Source organism: Paracoccus mangrovi (genome assembly GCF_042648425.1).
Lineage (GTDB): Bacteria > Pseudomonadota > Alphaproteobacteria > Rhodobacterales > Rhodobacteraceae > Paracoccus > Paracoccus mangrovi.
In genome coordinates this window covers 13,766-40,526 of record NZ_JBHRXJ010000016.1, presented here as the reverse complement: position 1 = coordinate 40,526, position 26,761 = coordinate 13,766, and the positions used below count along the sequence as shown (strand labels likewise).

Genomic DNA, 26,761 nt, shown 5'->3' with positions numbered 1-26,761 from the left:
ATGAATGCCGCCGACGATTTCGCCACCGATGAATCCCGCGCCGGGCTGCGCATTCCGCCGCACCGGATCCTGCTGATCCTGATCGGGATCGCGCTGGTCGCGGCGGTCGTCGTCTTTGGACGCTGGGACTGGTTGCCCGACTATCTGCCGCGCCTTGCGCAGGGGCTGGTGGTCACGTTGATGATGCTCTTCGGCTCGGTCATCCTTGGCTTTCTGCTGGCGGTGCCCATCGGCCTTGTGCAGGTGACCGGACCGTGGTGGCTCAAGGCGCCGGCGGTCGGGTTCTGCACGGTGATCCGGGGCACGCCGCTTTTGTTGCAGCTTTGGCTGCTTTATTATGGCCTTGGCTCGCTTTTCCCGTCGATCCCCGGCATCCGTCACAGCATGCTCTGGCCCTATCTGCGCGAGGCATGGCCCTATGGGCTGGTGGCGCTGACCATGTCCTTTGCCGCCTATGAGGGCGAGGTGATGCGCGGCGCCTTTGCCGGTGTCCCCCGGGGCGAATTAGAGGCCGGACAGGCCTTTGGCATGACGCGGGGCAAGATCCTGCGCCGTATCTGGTTGCCGCGCGCGATCCACCGCGCCCTGCCGACGCTGAACGGCGAAACCATCCTGCAACTGAAATCCACGCCACTGGTGGCGACGGTGACGGTGGTCGATCTTTACGGGGTGATCTCGCGGGTGCGGCAGGAAACCTATCTGACCTATGAACCCTTGCTGCTGCTGGCGGCGATCTATCTTGTCCTGACGGCGATCCTTGTCTGGATCTTTCGCCGGTTCGAGAACGCGGTGCCGGTCAAGTCCTAGCCCCCGCCATCATGCCCGCATCGCAAAGGGCGCAGGGACCCGTACCGGCCCCTGCGCCCGCCGGGATCAGCCGGCCGCGTCCAGCATCTTGACCTCGTCGTCGATCTGAACCTGTCGCGCGCGGCTGATCGGATAGCGGGACAGGATCGCGATCCCCAAAAGGAACAGGATCGCCGGGATCAGGGTAAAGCCCAGATGCAGACCCCATAGCGCGCGTTCCGATTGCTGTGCCGCCGTCGGATCGAATCCCGTCGCCTTCAGCAAAAGCCCGCTGAAGAACATGCCCAGCCCGACGCCGATCTTCATCATGAACGAGAAAAAGGCAAAGATGATGCCCTGCCGGCTTTCGCGGTCATTGCGGCGCACCTTGTCCAGTTCGGCGATGTCATAGGTCGCGGCGATGGCCAGAATATAGAACGACCCGAAATAAAGCCCGATGCCGGCGGTCGACAGATAGACATTGGTAAAGTTGAACCCCGCCTGCCAGAAATACAGAAAGATCAGCACATTGATCCCGTTGCAGGCGATCAGCACCGGCTTCTTGCCAAAGCGGTTGGCGGCCCCGCCGATCAGCGGCGAGATGGCGACGACGATGATCCCATAGACCAGGAAGATGGTCGAAATCTGGCTTTCGGACGCGCCCATGTGATAGATGAAGTAATGCACCGCCAGCGCGGTCAGCATATAGCCGCCGATCTGGCTGATCACGTTAAAGCCGATCAGCGGGTGAAATTCGCGGATGCGCATGACCGACAGATAGTCGCCGATGAACCCGGCTCTGGTGGCGCTGTCCTTTTGCGGGACGGTGGTTTCGCGCCCCCGGGTCGCGACATGGGCAACCAGAAAAGCCACCAGCACCAGCAAGCCAAAGGCGATGACCACCTTGCCCCAGGCGCCGGGATCGGCGAAGGCCTTTTCCCCCGGATAACCGACCGGATCGGCCAGCGATACGACCAGCGGCACGGTCCCGGCGGCAACCACCACGAAGCCCACGAAATTCCACATCGTCGCCATGGTGCGGATCTGGGTCCGTTCGTTGCCGTCATCCGACAATTCGCCGCCCAGGGCGATATAGGGCACGTCGACAAGGGTGAACATGGTCCAGAACAGCACGTTCATCAGCAGGAAATAAAACACCTGCGCCGGTCCCGACAGGTCGGGAAAGACCGTGAACAGCAAGACCAGCACCGCCGCCAGCGGCGCACAAAAGCGCAGGATGAACGGCCGCCGCCGTCCGGCGCGATTGCGCGAATTGTCCGACAGATAGCCGACCAGCGGATCGGTGATCCCGTCCCAGACGATCGCCACCAGCGAGATCGTGCCCGCAATCGCCGGATCCAGCCCGACCACGGCGGTCAGGAACAGCAGGAAATAGACGTAGAACAGATTATAGGCGATGGATTCGCCGAAAGTGCCGAATGAATAGCCGAGCTTGACCAGAAACGGCACCTTCTGCGCCGGCGGCGCTTCGGCGCCGGATGTGGATGTGTTCATGTTTTCCTCCCTTTATGTGATGCCGCCCGGCGGTCTGTTGCCGCGCGGGCGCATTTTCCCCGCCCCTCGCGCGATGGCGCGCTATGGGCTGAACACCTCGCGCAGCTTGTCGATATCGATGGCCTTCACGGTGTAGCCGGGCGGCTTGAAGGTCGGCGCGTCCTCGCCCGCGACAAGGGCGTTGATCACCGCCTCGTTCACCGCGCCGACCGCCGCCAGATAGAACGGATCAAGGAATTCGTTGTTGATATGGCTGTGGCTCAGCACCTCTTGATCCAGCTGCGGCATGGTCGCGGCGCGGTTCGCCGTCGAAAAGGCCAGAAAGATATCGCCCGAATTATTGCCCCCCGGCGTTCCGGCCCGCCCGATGCCAAGCGCCGCGCGCTTGGCGAAATGGCGCAGCTGCAAGCCGGTCAGCGGCGCGTCGGTGGCGATGATCACGATGATCGAGCCCTGTTCGCGCGACAGCAACAGGTGATCGTCGAATTCCGGCCAGAGATGCTTGCCCGCGATGGTCAGCCAGGGTCGGATGCCGTGATTGGCCTGAACCAGCGCCGCGACCGTATAGCTTTGCCCCGCCAGCCGCACGATCCGCGACGAGGTGCCGGTGCCGCCCTTGTATTCGTAACAGATCATGCCGTTGCCGCCCCCGACCGACCCTTCGGCGATCGGCCCGCCCTGTGCCGCGTTCAGCGCCTCGATCGCGTGATGCGGCTCGACGAACATGGCGTTGATGTCGTTCAGGACGCCCGAATAGGTTTCGGCCACGACCGGCATCGCCCAGGCATGTTCCTTGGCGAAATAATCGCCATAGCGGTCCAGCATCCATTTCGTCGCCCCGCTATGGACCGCGCCCACGCCATGCGTGTCGGTGATGCATACCGGCCCGATGAAATAGCCCGCATCGTTGATCCAATGCGTGCCGGTCATTTCGCCATTGCCGTTCAGATCGAACTGACCGGCCCAGACCGGGGTCGGGGTGCCGGTCTCGTCGCTGCGGGGGATGATGGCGGTGACGCCGGTGCGCATGTTCCGCGCCGGATCGGTCAGCGTCGCATAGCCGACCGATACCCCCGCCACATCGGTGATCGCATTCAGCGGCCCGGTTTCGCCGTCGAAGGGTATGCCCAGATCCCGGGCGCGCGGTTTTGTCATGATGTCCTCTCAGTTCTGTTCACGGGACGCAGGGGGCGTACGCAGGCGGGATACGCAGGCGGGGGCACAGGCGGGCGGGGATAGGCCGTTGCGAAGGCGCCGGTCCTCGGCCAGACTGGGGCCTCTGTCCCCGCTGTCGGTAAACCCCGTGCCAGACCTGCCCCTGATCGCATTATTTGCCCGTCCCCCTTCGGTCGAGGCGCCGGTTTGCGCGGCGCGGATCGACTGTCCCGGCGCAGATAATGACAGATGTCTATCATTTTTCAATAATGATATAACTGCGCCATGACAGATCGCCCCAATATCTCGGTCGACAGCAGATTCGCCGCCAATCTCAAGGCGTGCCTGCCCGATCTGACCAAATCCGAGGCCCGCATCGCCCGGTTCCTGTTGCTGAACGAGGCCGATCTTGCGCTTGAGACCGGGGCTTCGCTGGCGGCCAAGGCGGGGGTCAGCGAAATCACCGTCAGCCGGTTTCTGCGGCGCATCGGCTATAAGGGCATGGCGGCGCTGAAGGGCGATCTGAAAACCGCGCGGCTGGCGGATCGCATGGGCGAGGCGCCCGGCGATATGGCCGGCGATGTGGCGGGCCTGCCCGATGACATCGCCGCCGCGATCACCCGTGAGGCCGAGGCGATCCTGAGCCTGACGGCCCAGCTGAAGCGGCCGGAATGGCGGCGGGCCATCGACCTTATCTGGGATCGCGACGTGGTCTATGTCACCGGGTTTCAGACCATTCGCGGCCTGGCCGAGGATTTCGCCCGCCGTCTGGCGATCACCCGCAATTCCGTGCGCTTTCTGTCGCCCCATGATTCGGGCCTGTCGGAATGGGTCACCCATCAGGGGCAGAGACCGCGCAGCCGTCTGTTGATCCTGATCGATGTCGTACCCTATGCGCGCGAGGCAGCGCCCATTGCCGCGCTGTGCCGCAAGCTGGGCTTTGAGCTGATCGTCATCACCGATGAATTCAACAGCTGGGCCTATGAACAGACCCCGCTGGTGTTTCACGGCGCGACCAAGGTCGGCACGTTTCTGGAAAGCACCGGCCCCATGGCCACCTTGCTGAACCTGATCGTCCATGCCGTCGCCGGCAAGGACCCGGACCGCACCCGTGAACGCATCGATGCCTGGCCGCGGCTGCTAAAGGATCTGAACCTGTATTAGGTCGCGACCGGGCGCCGGTCGTTGGTCGCCCGCCCGGTCGGGTCATGGTACAGGTTTCGGCGCCGGGACTGGTCGCCGCCAAGATGCGGGATCTAGCCGCCCTGTTCCGCCCGCAACAGGTAATCCGGCGCGATGCTTTCTCCGATGACGACGCGCCCGTTCGGCAGGTCGTTGTCCTCGAGCTTGGTGTCAATTTCGGGCGGGGTCAGGCCGTGGCCGACCCAGCGCCCGCGAAGCCGCCGTTTCAGTTCCGCCTCGGGCACGTCGATCATCACCGTCGCGTCGAAATGCGCGCGAAGCGAGGGCCATGGATCGCGCTTGAGCAGCAGATAATTGCCCTCGGCCAGGATAAGCCGCACCTCGGGGCCGATGATCCGGGCGCTGCCGCGCGAAATCTCAAGATTGCGGTCAAAGACCGGCACCGCGACGGCGCCCTCGGCCGGGTCGCGCAGGCGCTTGAGCGTGGTTCTTAGGCCGCCCACGTCGAAAGTGTCGGGCGCGCCCTTCCACGGGCGGCGGCCCATCGCGTGCAGAACACCATCGTCGTAGTGATAGCCGTCCATCGGCAGAATCGCGACGGGCTCGCCTGCCAGTGCCTCGGCCAGCTTTTCGACCAGCGTCGACTTGCCCGCGCCCGGCGCACCGGCAATCGCCAGAACCTGACGCCCCGGCCGCGCGAGTAAACCCCGCGCGACCGTGACAAGACCGTCGAAACCGACCGTCGATGCCATCAGATCAGCCGGTACTGCTGCGCCTTGTTGCGCAGGAACGGCAGACCCTTTGACATCACCTCATCATGGCTTTCGGCGACGGGGCGCCAGACGGCAAGGCCGAAGCCCACCTCGGGCGGCATGTTGATAAAGCTTTCCATGGCGAGGCCGCCCTTGAAGTTGATCGCCGCCAACGTGGAAAAAACCTCGTCCCAGTCGCAGGTGCCTTCGCCGGGCGTGCCGCGGTCGCTTTCGCTCAGGTGGATGTACTTGAGGAACTCGCGCGCATCCAGAATGCCGTTGCCCGCGCCCTTCTCCTCAATGTTCATGTGATAGGTATCAAGGTGGATGAAAATGTTGTCCGCGCCGACGCGGTGGATCATGTCGCGCGCCTGCCAGCCGGTGTTGATGAGGTGGTTTTCATAGCGGTTGACCGGCTCGATCCCGAAAAGCAGGCCGATCTTTTTGGCATGCGCGGCACCGACGGCCAGCGCCTTGGCGATGTTGCTGTATTCCTGTTCGGTCGGGCTGACGCCGGTCCGTTCGCCGATGCCGCCGAAGGTGACGCCGGACAGCGCCTCGGCGCCGCAGGCCTTGGTCTTGTCGAGCGCGAGTTTCAGGTATTCGCCGGCCTTTTCCGGGTGGACCGAGGCCCAGCATTCCTGCGGCAGGCCAAGCGAGCAGATGGCGCGCAGGCCGTTCTTTTCCAAAAGCGCGCGGGTATGGTCGGTATCGATCTCATGCGGGCGCAGCATCGGTATTTCGATAAAATCGACGTCGTATTTCTTGGCGCCCGCGACGGCGCGCTCGGCGCCCGCGCGGTCCCAGTTCATCGTCCACATGCTGGTGTGAACGCCAAAACCTTCCATGATGTCAGCCCTTTCTGAGGATGAAACGTGAGAAACTCGCCAGCTTGTCGGATCGCAGGATCATCACCGCGATCAGGAACAGGCCCCAGACCGCCGTGGCGAGGTGTTGGTTTGCCCCGATCAGGTTCAGCCCCGAGGACAGGATCTGAAGGATCAGAACCGAAAGGATCACCGGCGCGACCTTGCCATGCCCGCCAAAGGGATCGATGCCGCCAAGAAAGATGGCAAGGACGGTGACAAGCAACAGCGCCTCGCCATGCCCGACGCGGACCGAGTTGAACCGGGCCAGCATCAGGATGCCGGCGATGGCGCAGACCATGCCCGACAGCGCATAGATCATCACCAGCGTGCGCTTGGTGTTGAGGCCGGAATATTCCGCCGCGCGGATGTTCGAGCCGACCATATAGACCGAAAAGCCGTGGCGGCTGCGACGCAGAAGGATGTGCCAGACCAGCGCCACCAGCCCGAACAGGATCAGCGGCACCGGGATGCCCAAAAGGCTGCCATGGCCAAGGACCGCGATGCTTTCGGGAAAGCCCGAGATGTCGCCGCCCTTGGTCAGGAACTCGCCCAGGCCCCGCAGAAAGATCATCATCGCCAGCGACACCAGGATCGGATGCGCGCCGACATAGGCAATGACCACGCCCATCACCGCGCCCGCAAGCGTGCCGGCGATCAGCGCCGCCGCGATGCCCAGAAGGATCGCGCCGAACCCGGCCTCGGGTCCGCCAAAATGCAAGAGCACCGCAGCAAGCGCGAGGCCCGAGATATTGGCGGTATAGATGACGGCAAGGTTGAAGCCGCCCGAGATCATCGGCGCCAACATAGCGATGGTCAAAAGCCCCAGAAGCGGCGCCTGAAAGCCCATCGAGGCAAGGTTCGCGGGCGTCAGGAATTTCGGGCTGGCGAGGCTGAAGCCCACGACCATGATCGCCATGAGGATCAGAAGCCCAAAGGTCTCGCGCCCGAAAAAGGCCCGCGCCCGGTCCATGATGGCTGTCATTTCCGCTCTCCCGCAAAGGCCCGGACCTTGCCGAAATCGATGTTCGAGGTGGAAATCGCGATCAGGATCGCGGCCCCGATGATCATCTGGAAGGCAAAGGGCGAGATGCCCAGAAGGTTGAGGCCGTTCTGCGTGATCGCCACGAACATCACCCCAAGGATGCAGCCGGTGACCGTGCCCTTGCCGCCGCCAAGCCGTGCGCCGCCAAGAACCACGGCGGCCAGCACGTCAAGTTCGCGCCCGTAAAGGGCGTTCGGCACGACTTCTTGCACGATGTTCACCTGCATCAGCGCGGCGATCCCGGCCATCAGCCCGCACCAGCCAAAGGCCAGCGCCTGCATCACCGCAAGGTTGACCCCGGCGCGGCGCGCGCCCTCGGGGTTGTCGCCAAAGGCATAAAGCTGGCGGCCAAGGTTCATCCGTCGGATCAGGAACCAGGTGGCGCCGACACAGGCCGCCATGACCGCGACAGGCAGGGTCAAATCGGACCAGCTGCCATCGGCGGCCTGATGCGAAAAGATCGCGATGCGGTCGGTCCACCAGTCGGGCAGGGAATAGATGCTGCGCCCGCCGCTGAAATACATCAGCAGCCCGAAATAGGCGTTGAAGGTCGCGATGGTGACGATGATCGAGATGATGTTGAAGCCATAGATCAGCGCCGCGTTGATCAGGCCAAGCGCGATGCCGATGCCGCCGCAGACAAGAAAGCCCAGAACCCAGTTGCCGCCACCGATGCCGATCAGGAACTTGGCCGCCAGATACTGGACGACGCTCGATGCCACGGCGAAGGAGATGTCGATCCCGCCCGAGATCAGCACGACCAACAGGCCCACCGCCCAGATCAGGTTGACCGAGTTGTTATTGAGCAGCGAACTGAGATTGCCAAAGGTCAGAAACGTGTCCGTCGTCAGCGACAACAGAACGCAAAGCGCCGCCAGAACGACGAAAAGGCGGAACTCGACCCGGCGATATCTGATGAAGTCATGCATAGATCGCGGCCTCCAGTTCCTGAACCGAGGTCGTTCGCGGATCGTAGCTGCCGACAAGACGGCCATGCGCCATGTGCAGCACCCGGTCAGAGTTATAAAGCACCTCTGTCACCTCGTCCGAGATCAGAAGGATCGCCAGCCCCTGATCGGCAAGGTCGCGCACGATGCGGAAAATGCCGGCGCGCGCGCCCACATCGACGCCCACGGTCGGGCTGTCGAGGATGATCAGCTTGGGCTCGGTCGCAAGCCATTTGGCCAGCACCACCTTTTGCTGGTTGCCACCCGACAGTGTGGAAATGGGGTTGTCCGGCGCGCCCATCTTGATCCCCAGCTTTTTGCCCCAGCCGGCGATCAGCGCGTATTTATCCGCCAAGGAAATCAGCCGGAAGCGGTCGAGCAGCCGGTTCAGGACGGCGATGGCCGCGTTGTCGGCGATGGATTGCTTTTGCAACAGGCCGAGTTGCAGCCGGTCCTCCGAAACATAGGCGAGGCCCTTGGCAATCGCCTCGCGGATCGATCCGGGCCGATAGGCGGCGCCGTTCAGGCGCGCCGAGCCGGCGGTCGGCTGGCTCATGCCGATCATGGCATGGGCAAGCTCGGTCCGGCCCGCGCCAATGAGGCCGATCAGACCGACGACCTCGCCCGCGCGGATGGTCAGGTCGATGCCCTCGAACTGGCCGGGCAGGCTCAGCCCCTGCGCCTCAAAGACCACGGGCGCCGCCGATCTGTCGGTCGCGACCACCTTGTCCTCGAGGACATGGCCGGTCATCAATTCGCCCAGCCGCGCCTGCGTCATGCCCTCGGTGGGATAGACGCCGACAAGCTTGCCGTCGCGCACCACCGTCACCCGCTCGGCAATGTCCAAAACCTCGGCCAGGCGGTGGCTGACGAAGACCACCGCGACGCCATCGGCAGAGAGCTTGCGCACGATATCCAGCAGCCGGTCGGTTTCCGCCTGCGTCAGCGAGGCGGTCGGCTCGTCCATGAAAATCAGCCGTGCGTCGTTCATCAACGCGCGGGCGATGGCCACGACCTGACGCTGCGCGATCGGCAGGCTTTCAAGCGGCGCGGCCAGATCCAGCGTCACGCCAAGGCGGGCCAGCACGGCCGCGGCCCGCGTCTTCATCGTCGCATAATCGACGCCGCGCGGGCGCAGGCCGACGAGATCGTCAAAGGCGATGTTCTCGGCCACGCTCATATTCGGGAAAAGCGCCAGATCCTGCCAGATCACCGACACGCCCTTGGCGCGGGCCACCACCGGATTGATGGCCTCGAGCTTCTCGCCGAACAGCTCGATCAGCTCGGCGGATTCCGGGCGATAAACGCCGGCCACGATCTTGATGAGTGTGGATTTGCCGCAGCCGTTTTCGCCCGCAAGGCAATGCACCTCGCCGGCGCGCACGTCGAAATCCACGTGGTCGAGCGCCTTGACCCCTCCAAACACCTTGGAGACGCCTTTCAGGCGCAGCGCGAAGCTTTCGCCCCCGTTGCCTGCCATTTATACCCCCTGAACTCTGGCGCCACGGGCATTGCTGCCCGCGGCATTCTTGCGCGACGGGGTCAGAGACCCTGTTCGGCCAGACCGTCGACGGTGTCGGCGTTCAGTTCCAGAAGGTTGTCGGTGATGATGTCCTTGGTCGCCGGGTCGGGCTGAACCACGCCAAGGCCGGGAATGTCGTCGCCCGCCTTGATCGCGGTCCCGTCGGCCAGCATCTTGCCAAGGGTGACAAAAACCTCACCGGCCTGCGCGGGGTTCCACATATAGCCGCCGGTCAACACGCCGTCATGGACCATCTTGGCGCCCTGTCCGGGCGAGAAGGGGCCGACGACAAAGACCTTGCCGCCCATATGCTTTTCCTCGATGGCGCGGCCGGCGCCGATCGGGCCCTGGCTGCCAAAGGCAAGGAAACCCTTGATGTCGGGGTTCGCGGCCATCAGGTCAAGCGCGGTCGAGCGGCTGTCATCGACGTTTTCGGCCACGCCATAACGCTCGCCCACGATTTCAAGGTCGGGGCGGTTGGCTTTCAGCCAGGCGATGGCGGCATCGGCCCAGGCATTGTGCAGGGGAACCGTCAGCGAGCCGACATAGACCGCATATTTGCCCGGACCCTTGATGTGGTCGGACAAAAGCTTGGCATGGGCCTCGCCAAAGCCCTGGGCCGAAGCAAGCTCAAAGTCCCAGTCGATGTTTTCAAGACCGGGGCCTTCGTGGGCGACGACCTTGATCCCGGCGTCGCGGGCCTTCTTCAGGACCGGCTCAAGCGCCTTTTCGTCGTTGGGCACCACGCCGATGACATCGACGCCCTTGGCGATCAGGTCCTCGATGGCCTGAACCTGAAGCGCGGGGTCGGCGGAAACCGGGCCGATCATCTCGGCGGTGACGCCCAGTTCCCCGGCCTTTTTCGTGATGCCCTCTTCCATCGCGTTGAACCACGGAATGCCGCCGATCTTGACGACGACGCCGATTTCCTGCGCGAAGGCGGTGCCCGAAAGCCCCGTGGACAGCGCAAGGACGCTGGCGAAAGCCAGAAACTTTTTCATCGAATTCCTCCCTTGGGGCGAACCCCGAATGTTTTTGCTTGCCCCGGTCCGCTGGATCCGGCATTGTGCAATCGATTGTGCAGGTCTGGTTTTAATAACGCTCCTGCTCTGGCCTCCCGACCGAACAACAGCGACAGAGTATTGCAAAATCGATTTTTCAATATAACTCGATTCGAGCATATTCTGTCAAGAAGCGTGAATGCACGGCGGCCGGCACCATGAAGCCTTCACAGAAGCAGACGATCTATGACATCGCCCAGCAGATGGGGGTTTCGCCCTCGACGGTCAGCGCGGCGCTGAACGGCAGCTGGAAGGCCCGCCGCATCAAGGCCGAGACGGCCGAGCGGATCATCGGCCTTGCCGGACAGATGGGCTATTCCGTCAACCTTCAGGCCCGGGGCCTGCGGACGGCGCGATCCGGTCTGGTCGGTCTGATCCTGCCCGAGCATAACAACCGCTTCTTCTCGGACCTCAGCCAGCGGTTCACGGTCGAGGCGCGGTCGCGCGGGCAATGCCCGATCATCATCGCGACCCAGCGCAACCCCAAGGAAGAGGAAAGCACGGTTCAGGATCTGATGGCCTATTCCATCGATTCGCTTTTTGTCGCGGGCGCCGCCGATCCGCTGCGCATCAGCCGGATCTGTCGCAGCGCGCAGCTTCCGCATGTCTTTATCGACCAGCCTTGCCCCGATGCGCCATCGGTCATCACCGACAATGAGACGGGCGCCCGCCGCCTGACCGAGGCGATCATCGAAACCATGCGGCCGCCACCGCAATATCCGCGTCCCGCGCAGGATCGGGTCTATCTGATCGGGGGCGATGCGCGGCTGCATGCCTCGTCGCGCCGGATTGCGGGCTTTCGTGCGGCGATTAACGCCGCCTTCGGGCGCTGCGACGACGATCAGGTCATCGCCTGCGGCTATGATCCCGAAATCGCGCTTGCCGAACTGCATCGGCTTTATGACCGGCTTGGCGGGTTGCCGGCGGGGCTGTTTGCGAATTCCATCAACGTGTTCGAGGCGCTTTTGCGGTTTCTGGGCCAGCTGCCCGAGGCCGAATTGCAGGCCACGTCATTCGGTTGTTTCGACTATGAACCCTATGGGACGTTGATGCGCTTTCCGGTGCACATGATCCGCCAACGCCATCACCTGCTGATTCAGCGCGCCTATGAGCTTTTGGAAAAAAGGGCGGCGGGCAATGTGCTGTTGACCGTCGAGCCAGAGGTGTTTCGCGCGGATGCCGCCCGGTTTCCGCCCGCCGCAGCCCGGACGGATCCGGCCCCGCCAATGTGACCCCGGCGGTGGCGGCGCGCGGTGGCGGGCACCAATTCCGCCGCCGGTCTCTGCACAGGTACAGGCTTTGCGCCGGACCGCCCCGCGCAAGGGGGCACGGGGGTCAGCTCATCCACTGACCGCCATCGACGTTATAGGTCTGGGCGAGGATGTAATCGGCATCCGACGAGGCCAGAAACACCGCCATCCCGGTCAGGTCGTCGGGCGTGGCAAAGCGGCCTGCGGGAACGCCGGCCTCGACCTCGGCCTTTTTCTGGCCCGGGGCCTTGCCCTCCAGCTTGGCGAACATGGAATCGACATGCGCCCAATGTTCGCCATCGACCACGCCGGGGGCGATGGCGTTGACGTTGATCCGATGCTTGATCAGGTTCAGCGCCGTCGACTGGGTCAGCGAGATCACCGCCGCCTTGGTCGAGCAATAGACCGCGACAAGGCTTTCCCCGCGCCGGCCGGCCTGGCTGGCCATATTGATGATCTTGCCGCCATGACCTTGCGCGATCATCTGCCGCGCCGCCGCTTGCAGGGTGAACAGCGTGCCCGCGACATTGACCGCATAAAGCCTGTCATAGCTGGCGCGGGTGATATCGACCGTCTCGGCCGCGTCGAAGAGCGCGGCGTTGTTGATCAGGATATCAAGCTTGCCGGTCGTGGCGACCACGGCGGCGATGGCGGCGTCGATGCTGTCCTGACGGGTCACGTCCAGTTCGACCGCATAGGCCCCCTTGCCGATATCGGCGGCGGCGGATTTTGCGGCCTCAAGGTTGATATCGCCAATGGCGACCGTCGCCCCCTCGCGCACATAGGCGCGGGCGAATTCCTTGCCGATACCGCGCCCGGCGCCGGTGATCAGCGCGCTTTTGCCGGCAAGCCGGTTGCAATTTGTCATTGTCTTTCCCTTTTCGATTCAGCGGGTTGTATAGCCGCCATCGGCAACCACCACGTCGCCGGTCATATAGCTTGAGGCGGGCGAGGCCAAAAACAGCGCGATGGCCGCGATTTCTTCGGGCTGGCCGACGCGGCCCATGGGGGTCATGCCGCTCCAGACCGGGAACCATTCCGGGTTCGAGAAGCCGCCGCGCGACATGTCGGTGTCGATATAGCCCGGCGCGATGGCGTTGACGCGGATGTTCTGTGCCGCGAATTCGCTGGCAAGGCTTTTGGTCATCATGTGAACCGCCGCCTTTGAGCTGTTATAGGCGACCTGATTTTGCGGGATGTTCGAGGCAATCCCCGACATCGAGCCCATATTGACGATGGTGCCGCCGCCGACCGCCAGCAGATGCGGGATCGCGGCCTTGCAGCACCAGAAGACCGCATCGACGTTCAGCGACATCAGCTTGCGCCAGTTTTCCTGGGAAAAATCGGGCGTGTCGCCGTGGATGGCGACGCCGGCATTGTTCACCAGCACGTCAAGGCGGCCTGCATCCTTGACCACCTCGGCCACGACCCGCGCGCATTCGGCCGGGTCCGACAGATCGCCCGCGATGAATGTCACGCCAAGGCCCGATGCCATCAGCTTGCCGTCGTCTTCGTAATTTTCGCTCCGGCTGCTGATATAGACCTTGGCGCCCGCCTCGACGAAGGCATAGGCCGTGGCAAGCCCGATCCCGCGGGTCCCCCCGGTGATGAGCGCGACCTTCCCGTCAAGGCGAAAGCGGTTCAGAATGCTTGTGGCGGTCATCATTATCTCCTGTTTCTATTGAACTATTTGACGATGTTGTCTGGCGTGCGGTGGATGCTGAGCGCCACCGCAAGCACAAGGATCAGGCCAAAGACAATCTGCTGGGCCAGCACGTTGACCCCGGCAAAGTTCATCCCGGTGCGGAACACCGCGATCAGCATGACACCGATCAGGGTGCGCAGCACGCCGCCGCTGCCACCGGCCAGCGAGGTGCCGCCCAGCACCACCGCCGCAATCGCCGGCAGCAGGAATTCGTTCGAGATGGTGGGCGACCCGGCCGTCAGCCGCGCGGCCAGAACCACACCCGATAAGGCCGACATGAAGCCTGCGATCATGAAGATGGTCATCTTGATCCGGGTCAGCCGCACCCCGTTCGCCCGGGCGCCGAATTCGTTAAAGCCAACCGCCTTTTCATATTTGCCAAAGGGCGTCGCCTGTTCGACCACCAGCGCCACCACCAGCACGATCAGCGACAACCAGACCTCGTTCGGCAGCCCGAAGGTGGTGCCGATGGCCCAGTCAAGTTTCTCGGCGCGCAAGGCGGTATCAAGCTGGATCGCCCGCTGATCCGACAGCGCCAGCGTCAGCGAGGCGATGATGCCGCCAACCGCCAGCGTGGCGACAAAGCTGGGGATTTTCAGCACCGCATAGGTAAAGCCCGAGGCCGCGCCGGCGACGATGCCGGCCAGCAGCGCCACCGGAATGGCCCAATAGCCCCAGCCCGGCAACAGCTGCGCCAGGATGACCGAGGCCAGCGCCGCGACCGCCTGCGGCGACAGGTCGATGCTGCCGATCATGATGACAAAGGTCAGCCCGATGGCCATCAGGAACAGCGTCGCTGAATCGGCGAAAAGGTTGATCAGGACATGCGGGGAAAGGAAGGTCGGGTCGATCATGCCGACGACCAGAACGGCGGCGACAAGGGCCGCAAGCGGAACCAGCGGGCTTTTTGCGTTCAGTTTCATTCTGTCACACCATATGTCCGATCAGGTCCAGCGGCGTGACCGGCCTCGCCGGATCGGCGTTGTCAAAGCGGGCGGTCTCGCGTCCGTCGCGATAGACGATGATCCGGTGCGACAGGCCGATCGCCTCTTCCAGCGTGTCGGCGATCAACAGGACACCGGCCCCGCGCGCGCAGATCTCGCGGATCAGGTCATAGACATCCTCTTTCGCGCCCACATCCAGCCCGCGCGTCGGATGATCCAGCAGGAACAGCCGCGCGCCGGTATTGTACCATTTGGCCAGCACCACCTTTTGCTGGTTGCCGCCCGACAGGCTTTTCGCGGTCGCAAGCCGGCTTTCGGCCTTGATCCGCAAGGGGCCGAACAGGTGCTTGGTCGCCGCCCGGATCTTTGGGAAATCTAGCAGCCCCGCGCGCGTCATCCGCCGCAGGTTCGGCAGGACCACGTTTTCCTCGATGGTCATCGGCTCGATGATGCCTTCGATCTTGCGTTCGCGCGGAACGTAACCGATGCCCGCGGCCACCGCCTGCGCGCAGATGCCGTTGGTGATGGGCTTGCCCTGAAACATGATCTGGCCGCCATCGACCTTTTCCAGCCCAAAGACCGAACGGATCAGCGGCTCGGTTCCCGCGCCCTCGGTGCCGACAAGCGCGATCACCTCGCCCTCGTGCAGCGTCAGGTCGATCCCCTGGAAGGCATCGGCCTTGCCCAGCCCCGCGATTTCCAGCAGAACCTTGTCCGAAGGCGGCTTGCGGTCGGTTTCGCGGTAATAGGATTGCGCCGCCGAACGGCCCACCATCAGTTCGTGGATCAGGGGCGGCGTTGCCTCGCCACGGGCCAGCGTCTTGACCACCTGACCATCCTTCAGGACATAGATGATGTCGGAAATCTCGATCACCTCGTCCAGCCGGTGCGAGACGAAGACGATGCCGGCGCGTTCCTTGATCTTGCGGATCACGCCGAAAAGGATGTCGATTTCTTCCTGCTCCAGAACCGAGGTCGGCTCGTCCAGCAGCATGTAGATATTGCCTGGCGCCATGTCCTTGAGCGTCAGGACCTTGGCCAGTTCGACCATCTGGCGATGCATGAAGCTGATATCCGAGGTCAGCGTGAAGGGGTCGATATGCAGCTCGACCTCGGCCATGATCGCGCGGGCGGCCTCGCCCATCGCCTTCCAGTCGACGCGGCCGAGACGGACGAAGCGGTCCTCGTTGCCCAGAAAGATGTTCTCGGCCACGGTCAGGCTGGGGATCAGCGACTGTTCCTGATAGACCATGCCGATGCCGTGGCCCATCGCCTCGCGCGGGCCGTTCAGCGCCACGGGCTTGCCGTCCAGCCGGTATTCGCCGCCATCGGGCCGGTGGATGCCGTTCAGGATCTTCATCAGCGTCGACTTGCCGGCGCCGTTTTCGCCGACCAACCCGACGACCTGTCCCGGCGCGACGGTGACCGACACGTCCTTTAGTGCCGGAAAGCCGTTGAAGGATTTCTGGATGTTTCTCAGCTCAAGCACGGCGCACCTATTTCACCAGCGCGGGCTTCTTGCCCGACATGTTCAGCAGCACCGCGACGATGACGGCGGCGCCAAGCACGCCCTGCTGCACATAGGTCGGCAGGCCGATGATGATCATGCCATTGCCGATGACCATGACGATCAGCACGCCCACCAGCGTGTTGACGACGCCCCCCTGACCGCCGGTCAGGGCCGTGCCGCCGACGACCACCGCGCTGATCGCCGCGAAAAGCTGGCCCGAGCCGATCATGGCGCTGGCCGCGCCCAGTTTCGCGCAGGCGAGCGTCGCGCCCACGCCAAAGAACAGCCCGGCCAGCGCAAAGGCCGCGATGCGGGTCCGGCGAATGTTGACGCCGCTGGCGCGCGCCAGATCCTCGCCGCCGCCAAGGGCGACGATGTGGCGGCCAAGGAGGGTGTGATACTGGATATACCAGGCCAGCGCGAACATCGCCCCCGCGACATAGACGTTCAGCGGCACCCCCATCAGCCGGCCAAGCGACAGGCTTCGGATCAGGTCATTGGCGACCGGCACCCGTTCGCCGCCCAGGATCAGGGTGGCGATGCCGATGCCGACAAAGCCCATGCCCAGGCTGGCCATGAACGAGGGGATCTGCGCCCGGACATGGATCCAGCCAATCAGCGCGCCAAACAGCGCCGCCGCCAGCACCCCCATCAGCGCCGCAAAAACCCCAAGATCGACGCCGATGCTGGCAGGGCCGGACAGGAACGACACGATCACCGCGCCCGAAAACGCAAGCGAGCCTTCGATCGACAGGTCGATCGAGCCCATGATGATGATGAAGGTCGCGCCAAGCGCGATCACCAGCGGCATCGAGGCCGAGGACAGAACGCGCACCAGATTGTCGAGCGACAGGAAACGCGGCTCGATCACCCCGATTGCGATGCAAAGGCCGATCAGCACGATCAGCGGCATCCAGCGCCTCATGAACAATGCGGACATGTGTCGCATCCTTTACTTCACCCTGCGGACGGCGCGGGCGGTGCCATATGGAAACGGGTGCCGGGGCGCGACGCCAAAGGGCGCCCCGGCGCGGGCATGCCCGGCGGACTCAGCCGGCGATGGCCTTGTCGAAACGGCCCCATAGGTCGTTCCAGTCGGGCGCGGGCGGAGACGTCTCGATATGGGTCTTCCAGTACTCCTCGATATCGGCTTTCCCGATCAGCTTGCCGGTCGCATAGAATTCGCGATGGTCCTTTGGCTCTTTCTCGGGGGTGATGGCGCCGGTCGCGGCGTGATAGGACAGCGACAGCGCGATGCCGCCGATCCAGAACGGATCCCAATCGACCGTCGCCGCCATCTCGCCGTTCTTGACGGCGGTCACGGCGTCCTTGGTGCCGTCGATGCCCGTGACCGGCACCTGTCCCGCCAGACCCTCGGCCCGCAGCGCCTCGAGCGCGCCGATGGCCATGCCGTCATTCGCCGCCCAGATGCCCTTGATGTCGCTGCCAAAGCGGGTGATCCAGGCCGAGACGATGTTATTGGCCTTGGTCGCGTCCCAATCGGCATCCTGAAAGTCCAGAAGCTCGACCTTGCCATTGGCCTTGATCGCCTCCATCAGGCCGGCCTTGCGCTGGATCGCGGGAACGTTCGACGGAATGCCGCCAAGCGCGACGATGCCGCCCGATCCGCCCATCGCCTCGAAAAGCGCGTCGGCGGTCTGTTGGCCGGCGGGGGCGCCGTCAAAGGACATGTGGGCGACGTAATTATTGCCGAAATCCCAGGGGTGCAGGTCGTCGGGCTTGTTCCAGACGGTGGTGACAAAGCCGCCGGCGGCATGCACCGCCTCGACGATCGGGCGCGCATCCGGCGAATCGTTCGGGTCGCAGCCCAGAACCGATTTCGCCCCGTTCTGCGCCAGAAAGGCGCGGATGTCGGCCACGCCCTTTTCGCTGTTCCCTTCGGTGACCAGCGCGGAATATTTCCCGCTCACGCTTTTTGCAAAGGCTTCGCCGCCGGCGTTCCATGCCGAATGGAACGCGTTCGACAGAGAGCGGATCGAGCTTGCCAATGCATAGTCATCGGCGGCCATGGCCCGGCGCAGGCCGACGCCCGGCAGCATCAGCGATCCGGCGCCAAGCGCCGATCCGATCAGGAACCGGCGCCGGTCTGTGGCGGCCCGTTCGAAGAACTCCTTCGGAGTCATGTCTCTCCTCCCGTTTTGAACGATTTGTCTTCGCGGCTCCCTGTCAGGGCGTCGTCTGTCGACGCATCCTGACCCGCAAGGGGAACGTAATTGCAAAATCGTTTTTGCGTCAAGGCTAAATGGATTTAGCAAATCAGATGCGGCGGTGATTTTCTGCCGCCGAGTTTTCAACTGGTGAGGCAGGGGCAGTTCCGCTAAGTAGCTAGAAGGGGGGGGGCCGCAGTGACCGGACCGCGCCAGCGCGCAACCATCTACGACCTGGCCAAGGCTGCGAAGACATCGTCCTCGACGGTCAGTCTGGTCATGAGCGGACGCTGGCAGGATTATCGGATCCGCCCCGAAACGGCCGAACGCGTGCTGGCCGCGGCGGGCAGGCTTGGCTATACGGCCAATCTCAAGGCGCGCAGTCTGCGGCTGAAACGCTCGGGCCTTGCCGGGATGATCGTGCCGCATTATCGCAACCGCTTCTTTGCCGGCCTTACCGAGCATTTCGAGATCGAGGCCCGCCGGCGCGGCCTGTGCCCCATCGTCGTCAGCACCCAGCGCGACCCGGCGACCGAACTTTCCTCGGTCGCGAGTCTTGTCGCGCATGAGGTCGAGTTTCTGTTCGTCGCGGGCGTCAGGGATCCGCGCGCCGCCAACCGTCTTTGCCGCGAGGCGAGCATCCCCTCGATCAATATCGACCTTCCCGGCACCGAGGCGCCCTCGGCCATTTCCGACAACCGCGCCGCCGCCGAGGAAATGACCCGAGAGCTGATCGCAAAGCTTCCGGGCAGGTCGGATTTCGATTTCCTCTTTTTCGGTGGCGATGCTCTGGACAACTCGACCATCGAGCGGATGGAGGGCGTGCGCCGTGCCTTTGCCGGAGCCGGCCTGCCGGTGCGCGACGATGCCTTCAACTATTGCGGCTATCGCCCGCCCGAAATCGCCGAGGCGCTAAAGGCCGAATTCGCGCGCCGCGACGGCAGGATGCCCGATGCCATCTTTGCCAATGGTATCACCGCGCTCGAGGGGCTTTTCCTTGCCGTGCCGGGGGTGGGTCTTGGCGAGCTGAGCCATAAGGCCATCGCCTGTTACGACTGGGATCCGTTCGCCGGCAACCTGCCGATGAACATCATCTTTGCCCGTCAGGATGTCGAAGGCCTGATCGCGGCGGGGTTCCGCCTGCTCGACGATGAGGAAAATTTTCAGGTCGGCCGCAACCCGACCGTCCGGGTCAAGGCCGGCATCCGCCACGGCCGCAGCGCCTGAACGCCCAGGTTTTCGGCGGGTGGCGTGACGACCGGCTGACGCCGGACATCCCCGGCAGCTGCGGTCACAAAACGCCGCGATTCAGGTACGGGGTAACCGGCCGGATGTGCGGCGCTGGGCCATTGTCCAAGCGGCTGCTTTTGCTGATGCTGCTGGGGAAGGTGGCGGAGGGGATGGGCCTGACGTCCAACCTTCTCTTGTGGCGAGCTGCCTCTCCACGCGGATGACGATGCACGGAGGTATGCTTGCACGCGCGCCACCGGCCTCTGGCGGAATACCTTTGCAGGCCGGGCTGACTTGACTGGGATTCCTTCTCAGAAACTCCCCAGCAACGTTCCCAGGGTGATCAGCACGATCAGCGCGATGATCGGCACAACCACGGCGACGACGGCAATGTCAAAATAGGCCTCGCGGTGCGTCAGGCCGCAGATTGCCAGCAGCGTGATGACGGCACCGTTATGGGGCAATGCGTCGAGCCCGCCGGTGGCCACCGCAGTCACCCGGTGCATCAGGTCGGGCGAGATGCCTGCGGCCTGGGCCGTCTCCAGATAGACGGCGCCGAGCGTGGTGAGCGCAATGCTCATGCCACCGGAGGCCGAGCCGGTCATACCGGCGAGAAGACTGACCGAGACCGCAACCGAGATCAGGGGATTGTCGCCGCCGATGTCGACCACCGAATCGCGGATCAGGGCGAAGGCCGACAGCGAGGCGATGACGGACCCGAATCCGACAAGGCTCGCGGTGTTGAAAATCGGCAGCAGCGAGGCGTGGGCGCCGGCGTCGAGGGTGGTGTTCAGCCTAGGCAGGCGCGACCGGTTCACGGCAATCATCACTAGGATCGAGATGACCAGAGCAACGATGATGGACCAGATGCCGCGCACCGAATCGATTGTCGTCGCGCCATATTCTGAAGCAGCAAGGTAGTCAGTGTTCATGGCCGGGATGACGAGGGTGGTGAAGGCGAGATTGACGGCAATTACTGTGGCAAGCGGCATTGCCGCCAGCATCAGGGACGGCAGCTCGGCCGGACGCGCTTCGGCGGAGATTTCGGCAATGTCGAAGCCTTCGGCCGCGGCGCGGTCGCGCAAGGCCGTGGCGGCGAGCGGTGCTGTGTCCGGGTGATCGCCATAGCCTTCGGAGGTGGCCCGCGCCCGTCGCTCCAGCCACAGTTGGCCAAGCGCAAACATGATCAGGGCGGTCAGGATGCCGAGCCCCGGCGCGGCAAACGGCGAAGTGCCAAAATAAGGCATCGGGATGGCGTTCTGGATCGCCGGCGTACCGGGCAGCGCGGTCATGGTGAAGGTGAAGGCGCCAAGAGCGATGGTGCCCGGTATCAAGCGCTTGGGGAGGTCGGCGCGACGGAACACTGCAGCAGCGATCGGAAACACCGCGAACGCGACGACGAACAGCGATACCCCGCCATAGGTCATCGCCGCGCAGGACAGCACCACGGCAAGGATCGCACGTTCGCTGCCAAGCTTGCGGATCGTGGCATTGGCCAGAACCTCAGCACTGCCGGAGTCCTCCATCAGCTTGCCAAAGATGGCGCCGAGCAGGAAGACCGGAAAGTACTGGACGATGAAGTCGCCCGCCGCCACCATGAAAATCTGGGTGTAGCTGGCAAGCAGGGGCCGTTCGAGCGAGGCGAGCACGGCGAGCATGGCAAGGCCCGGCGCCAGGATCAGCAGGGTTACGCCGCGATAGGCGAGATAAATGAGCCCACCGAGCGCGGCGACGACAACCAAGATGCCATACATTGGCGACTACTCCGCTGACCGGTTGGTGCTCGACCGCTCGGGCGCCCTAACCAGACGAAGCGAGTCGGCGAACAACGCGTCGAGATCGAAGGTGGAGCGTACACCGATCCCGTCATAATTCGCCTTTAGCCACTGGTGCGCCCAAGCCCGGCCGCGCTCGTGCAGGTGGGTGAGGAATGTCCATTCGGCGTTGAGCTTGCTCGAGGAGTCCAGATCCTGTAATTCTTCAGCGGCATGGATCAAATGAACCCGCATGTCGCGGTATCGCTCCGTCTCAATTCCCTCCGCATCGATAAGCTGGTGCAGCAGCTGGATCGCCCGCAGATCCTTGATGAGGCTGGAATTGAAGCTGATCTCATTCACTCGGTTGAGAATATCCCGCCCCGTTCGCGGCAGTTCGCGGCGGGTCATCGGATTGATCTGGACGATGACCATGTCGCGACAGTCGGTCTGGTCGACGAGGGGGTGAAGCGCCGGATTGCCGATGTAGCCGCCGTCCCAATAGGCCTCGCCGTCGATCTCGACCGCCTGGTACACCGATGGCAGACAGGCCGAGGCCATGATCGTTTCCACCGACAGATGCGGCTGGGTAAAGACGCGCGCCTGGCCGGTCCGAACGTTGGTGGCGGTGACGAAGATCTTCGGAATCGCGCAGGAATTGACCCGATCGAAGTCGACCGTGCTGGCAACAAGGTCGCGCAACGGGTTGATATTCAGCGGATTGAGCTCATAGGGCGAGAACAACCGCGTCATATTGTCCAAGTACAGATAGCCGGGCGACCTGTCGAGGTTGAAGTTGCTGGTGAGCCTGTTCCACCAGTTGCGCTGCACCGGCGAAAAGCGCGCCGCATCGCTCACCGCCCGCCAGAAGGCGGCGAGCGCATCGCGCGCTCCGTCCCGGCCGCCCTGGTGGAACCCTTGCGCCAGCACCACGGCATTCATCGCCCCAGCGCTTGTCCCGCTGATGCCTGCGATCTCCAGCCGTTCGTCTTCGAGGATGCGGTCGAGCACACCCCAAGTCAGCGCCCCGTGGGATCCGCCGCCCTGAAGCGCCAGATCGATCGTCTTTGTGGGCTGTTGCTGGGCCATATCGCTCTCCACACATAGCACTTTCCCTGTCAACGCCGCGGCACGAAGCTCACTCCGTGATCATGCTGCTGATGGCGGCTGCAAACCACCACCCTGCCCAGACGGCGGCGGCGGTCAGCAGCAGGCCGCCGGCGACAGTCCAGCCGAACGGCGTCGCCCCTCCGCGAAGGGCCAGGACGATCCGCACACCGGCATTCACACTGATCGCTGCTGCCAGCGGCACGACCGCCTCGGATGCCGGCAACTGCCCGGCCAAAACCAGCGAGGCCAGCGCAACAGCGGCGGAACTGGTGCTGACGAGGCCCGCGAGTGCGGCTGACCACAGGACCGCCTCGCTCCCGAATTGATCATTCAGCAACGCGGAGACGACGATGACCGTGGCGACGGTCAGGGCAAAGCTGATGGCCGCCCGGATGCTGAAGATGCGGCTGGGAAGGTCGAGACCCTCACGCTCTCTTGGCCCGTCGCGCGATCCGAAACGCGCAAGCGCCGTCCCGTAGAGCAGCGCCACCGCGGTCGGGACGATCAGGATCGGCGCTGACAGAGCAAACATCGAAGGGCTGAGGAAGAGCAGCACGATCCCTGTCTGCACGAGCGAGGAGACCGACGAGAACGTGACACCCGCAGCGGCCGGATAGGTGTCGACCGGCCGATCCTGCACTTTCTTCGCCATTGCCACCACGGTCGCGGTGCTCGAGACGAACCCGGACAGGAAACCGCTCAGTGGCAACCCCAGCCTTGCGCCGAACACCCGGGTGGAGATGTGGCTGACAGCGCCGATCGCCATCACCAGGATGACGATCACGAACAGGTTCTGCGGGTTGATTGCCCCGCCCGGCCCCAGGCCTTCGTTCGGCAGGATCGGCAGGATCAAGAGCGTCGAGACACCGAGGATCAGACCGTCGCGGACCTCGAAATCGTTGAGCACCGAGCGGCTGAACTCGCGCAGAACCGTGCGGGCCGCCAACAGCGCCGCCACGAGGACTCCCGAAGCCGCCGTGAGGAAGGTGTGCTCGATCGACAATGCACCCAGCATGACCACGATCAGCAGCGCAAGGCTGGTGGTCAGACCCGCCTGCCGATCCGGCAGAGACAGATGCGTCACCATGCGCAGGCCGCCGATGACGGCGATGGCGACGGCCAGCATCGGCCACCCTCCGGCAATCTGACTCAGCGCGCCGGTCAGCGAGGCGAGCGCGAAGGTGCGCACGCCTGCCGGGGCGGGGCCTCCGGGCTCTCCTGCATTGCGCTCGCGCTCGATCCCGATCAGTAGGCCGATGCCCAGGGCTTCGAGCAGCAATAAGGCCTGAGAGGTTTCCAAGTTAATTTCACCATTTGTTGCCGCATCCAGCAAAACGACTGGTCGCGCGGTAGGCGGTTCATACTGCTGCCGCAGCAACGGCCCCACCTTAAACCTTGGGCAATGCCGTTTGGCAACGGACTTCTGTCCATGAGAGGAGAATTCTTACCGCGCGCGAACGGTCGTGGCCCATCTGAGTGCCGAGCAGTCGGCGTTCATGCAAGCCATCACCGCATGCGCTCGGCGAACGCCAAGGCCGGAGCAGGGCCGTCGACAATACAATGGGCAAAGTGAGCGTCGAGGGTGGCATCGTGGCCCGCGAGCTCAAGCCCGGTCTGCCGAACGACAAGCAGCACGAGCTCGCGGCCGAGCGGAAGCCAGGGGTGCGGCCCGAAACTGCCCTCGCTCGCGATCGCCACGCGCGCATTCGGGCCATGCTCGAAGGCCGCGGCGATCTTGCCGAGCGCGGCGTCAAGCTGCGTCCCGGTCCGCTCGATCTCACGGGTGAAGGTCCCGAACCGGTCGGTGTCAAAGCTCGTTAGCACAATGCAGTCGAGGCCCAGCGCCTCGGTGAGCAACGGGGAAATTGCGCGTTCCTCGCCGCGCATGGTGGCGATCACCGCCCGCCCGCCGGGCGGATCGGCGGGTCCGTGGGACGGAGTCCGCGCGAGTCGGAGGGACGAATAGGCATCGTCTGCATCAACCCGTGAATAAAACGAAACTGCGCACGGTGCCTGACTGATTTATTGACCTAAATCTGGAGTACCGTTTTAAAATGTACGCTTTCGGGTCGCGATCAGCAAGCGTTTCCGCTGGCGACTGGCAGTCGCCCGTTGCGCGATTTTTTCTTGGAAACGTGCTGCTAATGCTTCTTTCCAGTTGTGCTAAACCAAAAAACTCCTTACTAGTCAGTCTTGGTCGATCATTTCCATGCACTACGCGACTGGACCATCGGGTGTCGGTGGGTGTGAAGATTGGACTCAGATCATGCAAGTGCATTCGTCAGTGGCACGCCTCGTCACCTTCTCCCTCTTCTGGCTGGCGCTGACGGGCGGCGTGACGGATGCGCTTTACCACGGGGCGCCAGCGGTTCTGCTGGCAACATGGGTTAGCCTGGTGCTGTATCCGGCGACACAACCGGGGATCCGGCTGGGGTGGGCAGTCCTGTACGTGCCCCACCTCCTGCTCCGCGGCTTCTGGGGGGGGGGCTGGATGTCGCGCGGAGGGTGCTCGACCCACGTCTGCCGGTCCGGCCCGGGTGGTTCCGGATTCCGCTCTCAACGAATATCGTCGAGGTGAATGCCGTGCTTGGCGGGGTCGTCAGCGTTCTGCCCGGCTCATTGGCTGCAGGGGTCCGCGGCGGCGCGCTGGAGGTCCACGTGCTTGACATTGACGATTTCGACACGCGCAGCCTGGAAGCGGAGGAACGCCGCGTGCTTCGCCTGTTCGGTGCCCCTGTCGCCGCCCCGCGCCACACCGGAGGGCATCGTGGACACAACTGACCATTTCATGCTCGCCGCCATCGCCCTGCTGCTCGCGCTGGCGCTGGCGCTTTTTCGCGCCTGGCACGGACCACGGGCGATCGATCACGTGATGGCCGCTCAACTCGTCGCGACCAGCGGGGTCGGCGTGGCGCTGACGCTGGGCGCGGCCAGGGACGACGCATCGATGCTGGACGCCGCGTTGGTGGCGACGGTGCTAGCGTCGGTGGCAATTCTCGCCTTCGTGCGCGAGCGCCGGAGCACTGGGCGCAAGCCGCGAGAGACACAGCCATGACCCTCACGGACTACCTCGTACCCGCGCTTCTTTACGTCGGTGTATTCTTCTATGCGGCCGGATCGCTGGGGCTGCTCAGGTTCCAAGATGCCGAATTGAGGCTGCACGCGCTCACCAAAGCCGACAACGTCGGTCTGGGTTTCGTGGCGCTTGCCGCCGCGTTGCACTGGGGCTCGGTTGCCGCCGCCGTCAAGATCGCCGCCGTCTGGCTGTTCGCGCTCATGGCCGCCGGAGCGACCGCGCAGCTGATGGCTCGCCGTGCGAAGACTTCGGCCGAGCGGGGCTCCGACGAATGACGCTGGCCTTCGACATGATCCTCTGTCTGATGATCGTCGGCACTGCCGCCGCGGCGCTGCTTATGCGCAACGCGCTGGCGGCGATCGTCTTCTTCATCGTGCTCGGAAACTTGCTCGGTCTGGCATGGCTCGCGATGGACGCTGTAAATGTCGCGATGGCGGAAATCGCCATCGGAGCGGGCGTCACCGGAGTTCTGCTGATCCTAACGCGGCAAAGGCTGATGGCGCTTGGCGACGACCTTGTCAGCGCCGAGATGCCCGGCTGGCTTCGAACCGGTGCACTGGTAGCCTGCGCTGGCTTCGCGGCACTGATCGGATCCGCAGTTCTGAGTGTCGCGCCCGCCGACGACTTGGGTGGGTCGATCGCCGCGCTGATGCCGGGCCTTGGCATCGAGAACCCGGTGACTGGCGTGCTACTGGCCTTTCGCGCCTACGATACCTTATTGGAAGCTTTCGTCCTGCTGGGCGCCCTTGTGGCGGTCTGGTCGCTCGCCCCTCGCGGTGCTTGGCCGCAGCGGCCCGCGGCGCTGGCACTGGCGGAGAATGGGGGACATGGCGTGGCCGCAGCTTTCGGTCGGCTGCTCTTGCCCCTGGCGCTGGTCATGGCGGCCTACCTGGTCTGGGCGGGGTCGGACCTGCCGGGCGGAGCGTTCCAGGCCGGAACCGTGCTGGCGGGCGGTCTGATCATCGCCGCGATCGGCGGCGCGGTTTCATGGCCGCGCGCCGACGACCGCTACCTCCGCGTGGCTCTGGTGCTTGGCCCGGCGGTCTTTCTCATTATTGGCCTGGCGGGCATCGCCCAGGGCCGGTTCTTGTTCTATCCGCCAGGCTTCGAGAAGGCCTTGATCGTCGCTATCGAATACAGCCTTGCGCTGTCGATCGGCGTTACCCTCGCGCTGCAGGTGGCCGGACCGCCGGTGGCGCCCGATCACGAAGGCTGACCGAGG

Annotated in this window: 26 protein-coding genes; 8 read left to right on the top strand and 18 right to left on the bottom strand. The window is 64.0% G+C overall.

The genetic code is table 11. The annotated features are described in order from the left end of the window. A complete protein-coding gene (locus ACFOMH_RS17200; protein ID WP_377746039.1) occupies positions 1-807 on the top strand; it encodes an ABC transporter permease in 807 nt (268 codons plus the stop codon). A 66-nt stretch (positions 808-873) separates the two neighbouring features. Here ACFOMH_RS17200 and ACFOMH_RS17195 read toward each other — a convergent pair whose 3' ends face one another. Together ACFOMH_RS17195 and ACFOMH_RS17190 are read right to left on the bottom strand one after the other, a co-directional pair. Next, the gene (locus ACFOMH_RS17195; RefSeq protein WP_377746037.1) at positions 874-2,301 is read right to left on the bottom strand and encodes an MFS transporter; all 1,428 of its coding nucleotides are present in this window, start codon (positions 2,299-2,301) and stop codon (positions 874-876) included. Between the two features lie 81 nt (positions 2,302-2,382). Beyond that, positions 2,383-3,456: a DmpA family aminopeptidase gene (locus ACFOMH_RS17190; RefSeq protein WP_377746036.1), complete on the bottom strand. Its 1,074-nt coding sequence runs from the start codon at positions 3,454-3,456 to the stop codon at positions 2,383-2,385. A 285-nt stretch (positions 3,457-3,741) separates the two neighbouring features. Here ACFOMH_RS17190 and ACFOMH_RS17185 point away from each other — a divergent pair, with 285 nt between their 5' ends. Then, a complete protein-coding gene (locus ACFOMH_RS17185) occupies positions 3,742-4,620 on the top strand; it encodes a MurR/RpiR family transcriptional regulator (protein ID WP_377746034.1) in 879 nt (292 codons plus the stop codon). A 92-nt stretch (positions 4,621-4,712) separates the two neighbouring features. Here the strand turns inward: ACFOMH_RS17185 and ACFOMH_RS17180 are convergent, their stop codons facing one another. From ACFOMH_RS17180 to ACFOMH_RS17155, 6 genes are all read right to left on the bottom strand, one after another. Further along, positions 4,713-5,351 (bottom strand): nucleoside/nucleotide kinase family protein, encoded by a 639-nt coding sequence (locus ACFOMH_RS17180; RefSeq protein ID WP_377746033.1) that lies wholly within the window; start codon positions 5,349-5,351, stop codon positions 4,713-4,715. Beyond that, entirely contained in the window at positions 5,351-6,199 is an 849-nt protein-coding gene (locus ACFOMH_RS17175) for a sugar phosphate isomerase/epimerase family protein (RefSeq protein ID WP_374426898.1), read from the bottom strand. Before ACFOMH_RS17175 ends, ACFOMH_RS17180 begins: the two co-directional genes overlap by 1 nt. Before the next feature lie 4 nt (positions 6,200-6,203). Beyond that, positions 6,204-7,202, bottom strand: a complete 999-nt coding sequence (locus tag ACFOMH_RS17170; RefSeq protein ID WP_377746031.1) for an ABC transporter permease — start codon at positions 7,200-7,202, stop codon at positions 6,204-6,206. Beyond that, positions 7,199-8,191: an ABC transporter permease gene (locus ACFOMH_RS17165; protein WP_377746029.1), complete on the bottom strand. Its 993-nt coding sequence runs from the start codon at positions 8,189-8,191 to the stop codon at positions 7,199-7,201. The genes ACFOMH_RS17170 and ACFOMH_RS17165 overlap by 4 nt, the downstream gene beginning before the upstream one ends. Beyond that, complete coding sequence (locus tag ACFOMH_RS17160; protein ID WP_377746027.1) at positions 8,184-9,689, bottom strand: sugar ABC transporter ATP-binding protein; 1,506 nt, start codon at positions 9,687-9,689, stop codon at positions 8,184-8,186. The genes ACFOMH_RS17165 and ACFOMH_RS17160 overlap by 8 nt, the downstream gene beginning before the upstream one ends. A 62-nt stretch (positions 9,690-9,751) precedes the next feature. After that, positions 9,752-10,732 carry a substrate-binding domain-containing protein gene (locus ACFOMH_RS17155; protein ID WP_377746025.1) on the bottom strand — a complete coding sequence of 327 codons (981 nt, stop codon included), beginning with the start codon at positions 10,730-10,732 and terminating at the stop codon, positions 9,752-9,754. Positions 10,733-10,950: 218 nt separating this feature from the next. On the opposite strand from ACFOMH_RS17155, the gene ACFOMH_RS17150 reads away from it, so the two are divergent. Then, a complete protein-coding gene (locus ACFOMH_RS17150; RefSeq protein ID WP_377746023.1) occupies positions 10,951-12,024 on the top strand; it encodes a LacI family DNA-binding transcriptional regulator in 1,074 nt (357 codons plus the stop codon). Between the two features lie 103 nt (positions 12,025-12,127). Here ACFOMH_RS17150 and ACFOMH_RS17145 read toward each other — a convergent pair whose 3' ends face one another. From ACFOMH_RS17145 to ACFOMH_RS17120, 6 genes are all read right to left on the bottom strand, one after another. Continuing rightward, complete coding sequence (locus tag ACFOMH_RS17145) at positions 12,128-12,910, bottom strand: L-iditol 2-dehydrogenase (RefSeq protein WP_377746021.1); 783 nt, start codon at positions 12,908-12,910, stop codon at positions 12,128-12,130. Positions 12,911-12,928: 18 nt separating this feature from the next. Beyond that, positions 12,929-13,708 (bottom strand): SDR family NAD(P)-dependent oxidoreductase, encoded by a 780-nt coding sequence (locus tag ACFOMH_RS17140; protein ID WP_377746019.1) that lies wholly within the window; start codon positions 13,706-13,708, stop codon positions 12,929-12,931. A gap of 20 nt (positions 13,709-13,728) precedes the next feature. Beyond that, on the bottom strand, positions 13,729-14,670 hold the full coding sequence (locus ACFOMH_RS17135; RefSeq protein WP_377746018.1) for an ABC transporter permease: 942 nt from the start codon (positions 14,668-14,670) through the stop codon (positions 13,729-13,731). Between the two features lie 4 nt (positions 14,671-14,674). Beyond that, on the bottom strand, positions 14,675-16,180 hold the full coding sequence (locus ACFOMH_RS17130; RefSeq protein ID WP_377746017.1) for a sugar ABC transporter ATP-binding protein: 1,506 nt from the start codon (positions 16,178-16,180) through the stop codon (positions 14,675-14,677). A 7-nt stretch (positions 16,181-16,187) separates the two neighbouring features. Continuing rightward, the gene (locus ACFOMH_RS17125; RefSeq protein ID WP_374426871.1) at positions 16,188-17,141 is read right to left on the bottom strand and encodes an ABC transporter permease; all 954 of its coding nucleotides are present in this window, start codon (positions 17,139-17,141) and stop codon (positions 16,188-16,190) included. Positions 17,142-17,250: 109 nt separating this feature from the next. Further along, positions 17,251-18,345 carry a sugar ABC transporter substrate-binding protein gene (locus ACFOMH_RS17120; RefSeq protein WP_377746015.1) on the bottom strand — a complete coding sequence of 365 codons (1,095 nt, stop codon included), beginning with the start codon at positions 18,343-18,345 and terminating at the stop codon, positions 17,251-17,253. Between the two features lie 222 nt (positions 18,346-18,567). On the opposite strand from ACFOMH_RS17120, the gene ACFOMH_RS17115 reads away from it, so the two are divergent. Continuing rightward, the gene (locus tag ACFOMH_RS17115; RefSeq protein WP_374426865.1) at positions 18,568-19,596 is read left to right on the top strand and encodes a LacI family DNA-binding transcriptional regulator; all 1,029 of its coding nucleotides are present in this window, start codon (positions 18,568-18,570) and stop codon (positions 19,594-19,596) included. Positions 19,597-19,910: 314 nt separating this feature from the next. Here ACFOMH_RS17115 and ACFOMH_RS17110 read toward each other — a convergent pair whose 3' ends face one another. The 4 genes from ACFOMH_RS17110 to ACFOMH_RS17095 all read right to left on the bottom strand — a co-directional run bounded on the left by ACFOMH_RS17110 (position 19,911) and on the right by ACFOMH_RS17095 (position 24,362). Next, positions 19,911-21,353 carry a GntP family permease gene (locus tag ACFOMH_RS17110; protein ID WP_148912982.1) on the bottom strand — a complete coding sequence of 481 codons (1,443 nt, stop codon included), beginning with the start codon at positions 21,351-21,353 and terminating at the stop codon, positions 19,911-19,913. A 6-nt stretch (positions 21,354-21,359) separates the two neighbouring features. Beyond that, on the bottom strand, positions 21,360-22,442 hold the full coding sequence (locus tag ACFOMH_RS17105; protein WP_148912981.1) for a patatin-like phospholipase family protein: 1,083 nt from the start codon (positions 22,440-22,442) through the stop codon (positions 21,360-21,362). A 49-nt stretch (positions 22,443-22,491) separates the two neighbouring features. Further along, positions 22,492-23,841: an MgtC/SapB family protein gene (locus ACFOMH_RS17100; protein WP_377746012.1), complete on the bottom strand. Its 1,350-nt coding sequence runs from the start codon at positions 23,839-23,841 to the stop codon at positions 22,492-22,494. 128 nt (positions 23,842-23,969) lie between these two features. Beyond that, positions 23,970-24,362: a hypothetical protein gene (locus ACFOMH_RS17095; protein WP_148912979.1), complete on the bottom strand. Its 393-nt coding sequence runs from the start codon at positions 24,360-24,362 to the stop codon at positions 23,970-23,972. Positions 24,363-24,896: 534 nt separating this feature from the next. Between ACFOMH_RS17095 and ACFOMH_RS17090 the strand changes: the two genes are divergently transcribed. The 4 genes from ACFOMH_RS17090 to ACFOMH_RS17075 are packed head-to-tail and all read left to right on the top strand — an operon-like array spanning position 24,897 to position 26,755. Further along, positions 24,897-25,244 carry a Na+/H+ antiporter subunit E gene (locus ACFOMH_RS17090; protein WP_377746009.1) on the top strand — a complete coding sequence of 116 codons (348 nt, stop codon included), beginning with the start codon at positions 24,897-24,899 and terminating at the stop codon, positions 25,242-25,244. Next, a complete protein-coding gene (locus ACFOMH_RS17085) occupies positions 25,231-25,518 on the top strand; it encodes a monovalent cation/H+ antiporter complex subunit F (protein WP_199257650.1) in 288 nt (95 codons plus the stop codon). Before ACFOMH_RS17090 ends, ACFOMH_RS17085 begins: the two co-directional genes overlap by 14 nt. Next, on the top strand, positions 25,515-25,814 hold the full coding sequence (locus ACFOMH_RS17080; protein WP_148912977.1) for a cation:proton antiporter: 300 nt from the start codon (positions 25,515-25,517) through the stop codon (positions 25,812-25,814). The genes ACFOMH_RS17085 and ACFOMH_RS17080 overlap by 4 nt, the downstream gene beginning before the upstream one ends. After that, positions 25,811-26,755: an MnhB domain-containing protein gene (locus ACFOMH_RS17075; protein WP_148912976.1), complete on the top strand. Its 945-nt coding sequence runs from the start codon at positions 25,811-25,813 to the stop codon at positions 26,753-26,755. Before ACFOMH_RS17080 ends, ACFOMH_RS17075 begins: the two co-directional genes overlap by 4 nt. The last annotated feature ends 6 nt before the right edge of the window (positions 26,756-26,761 follow it).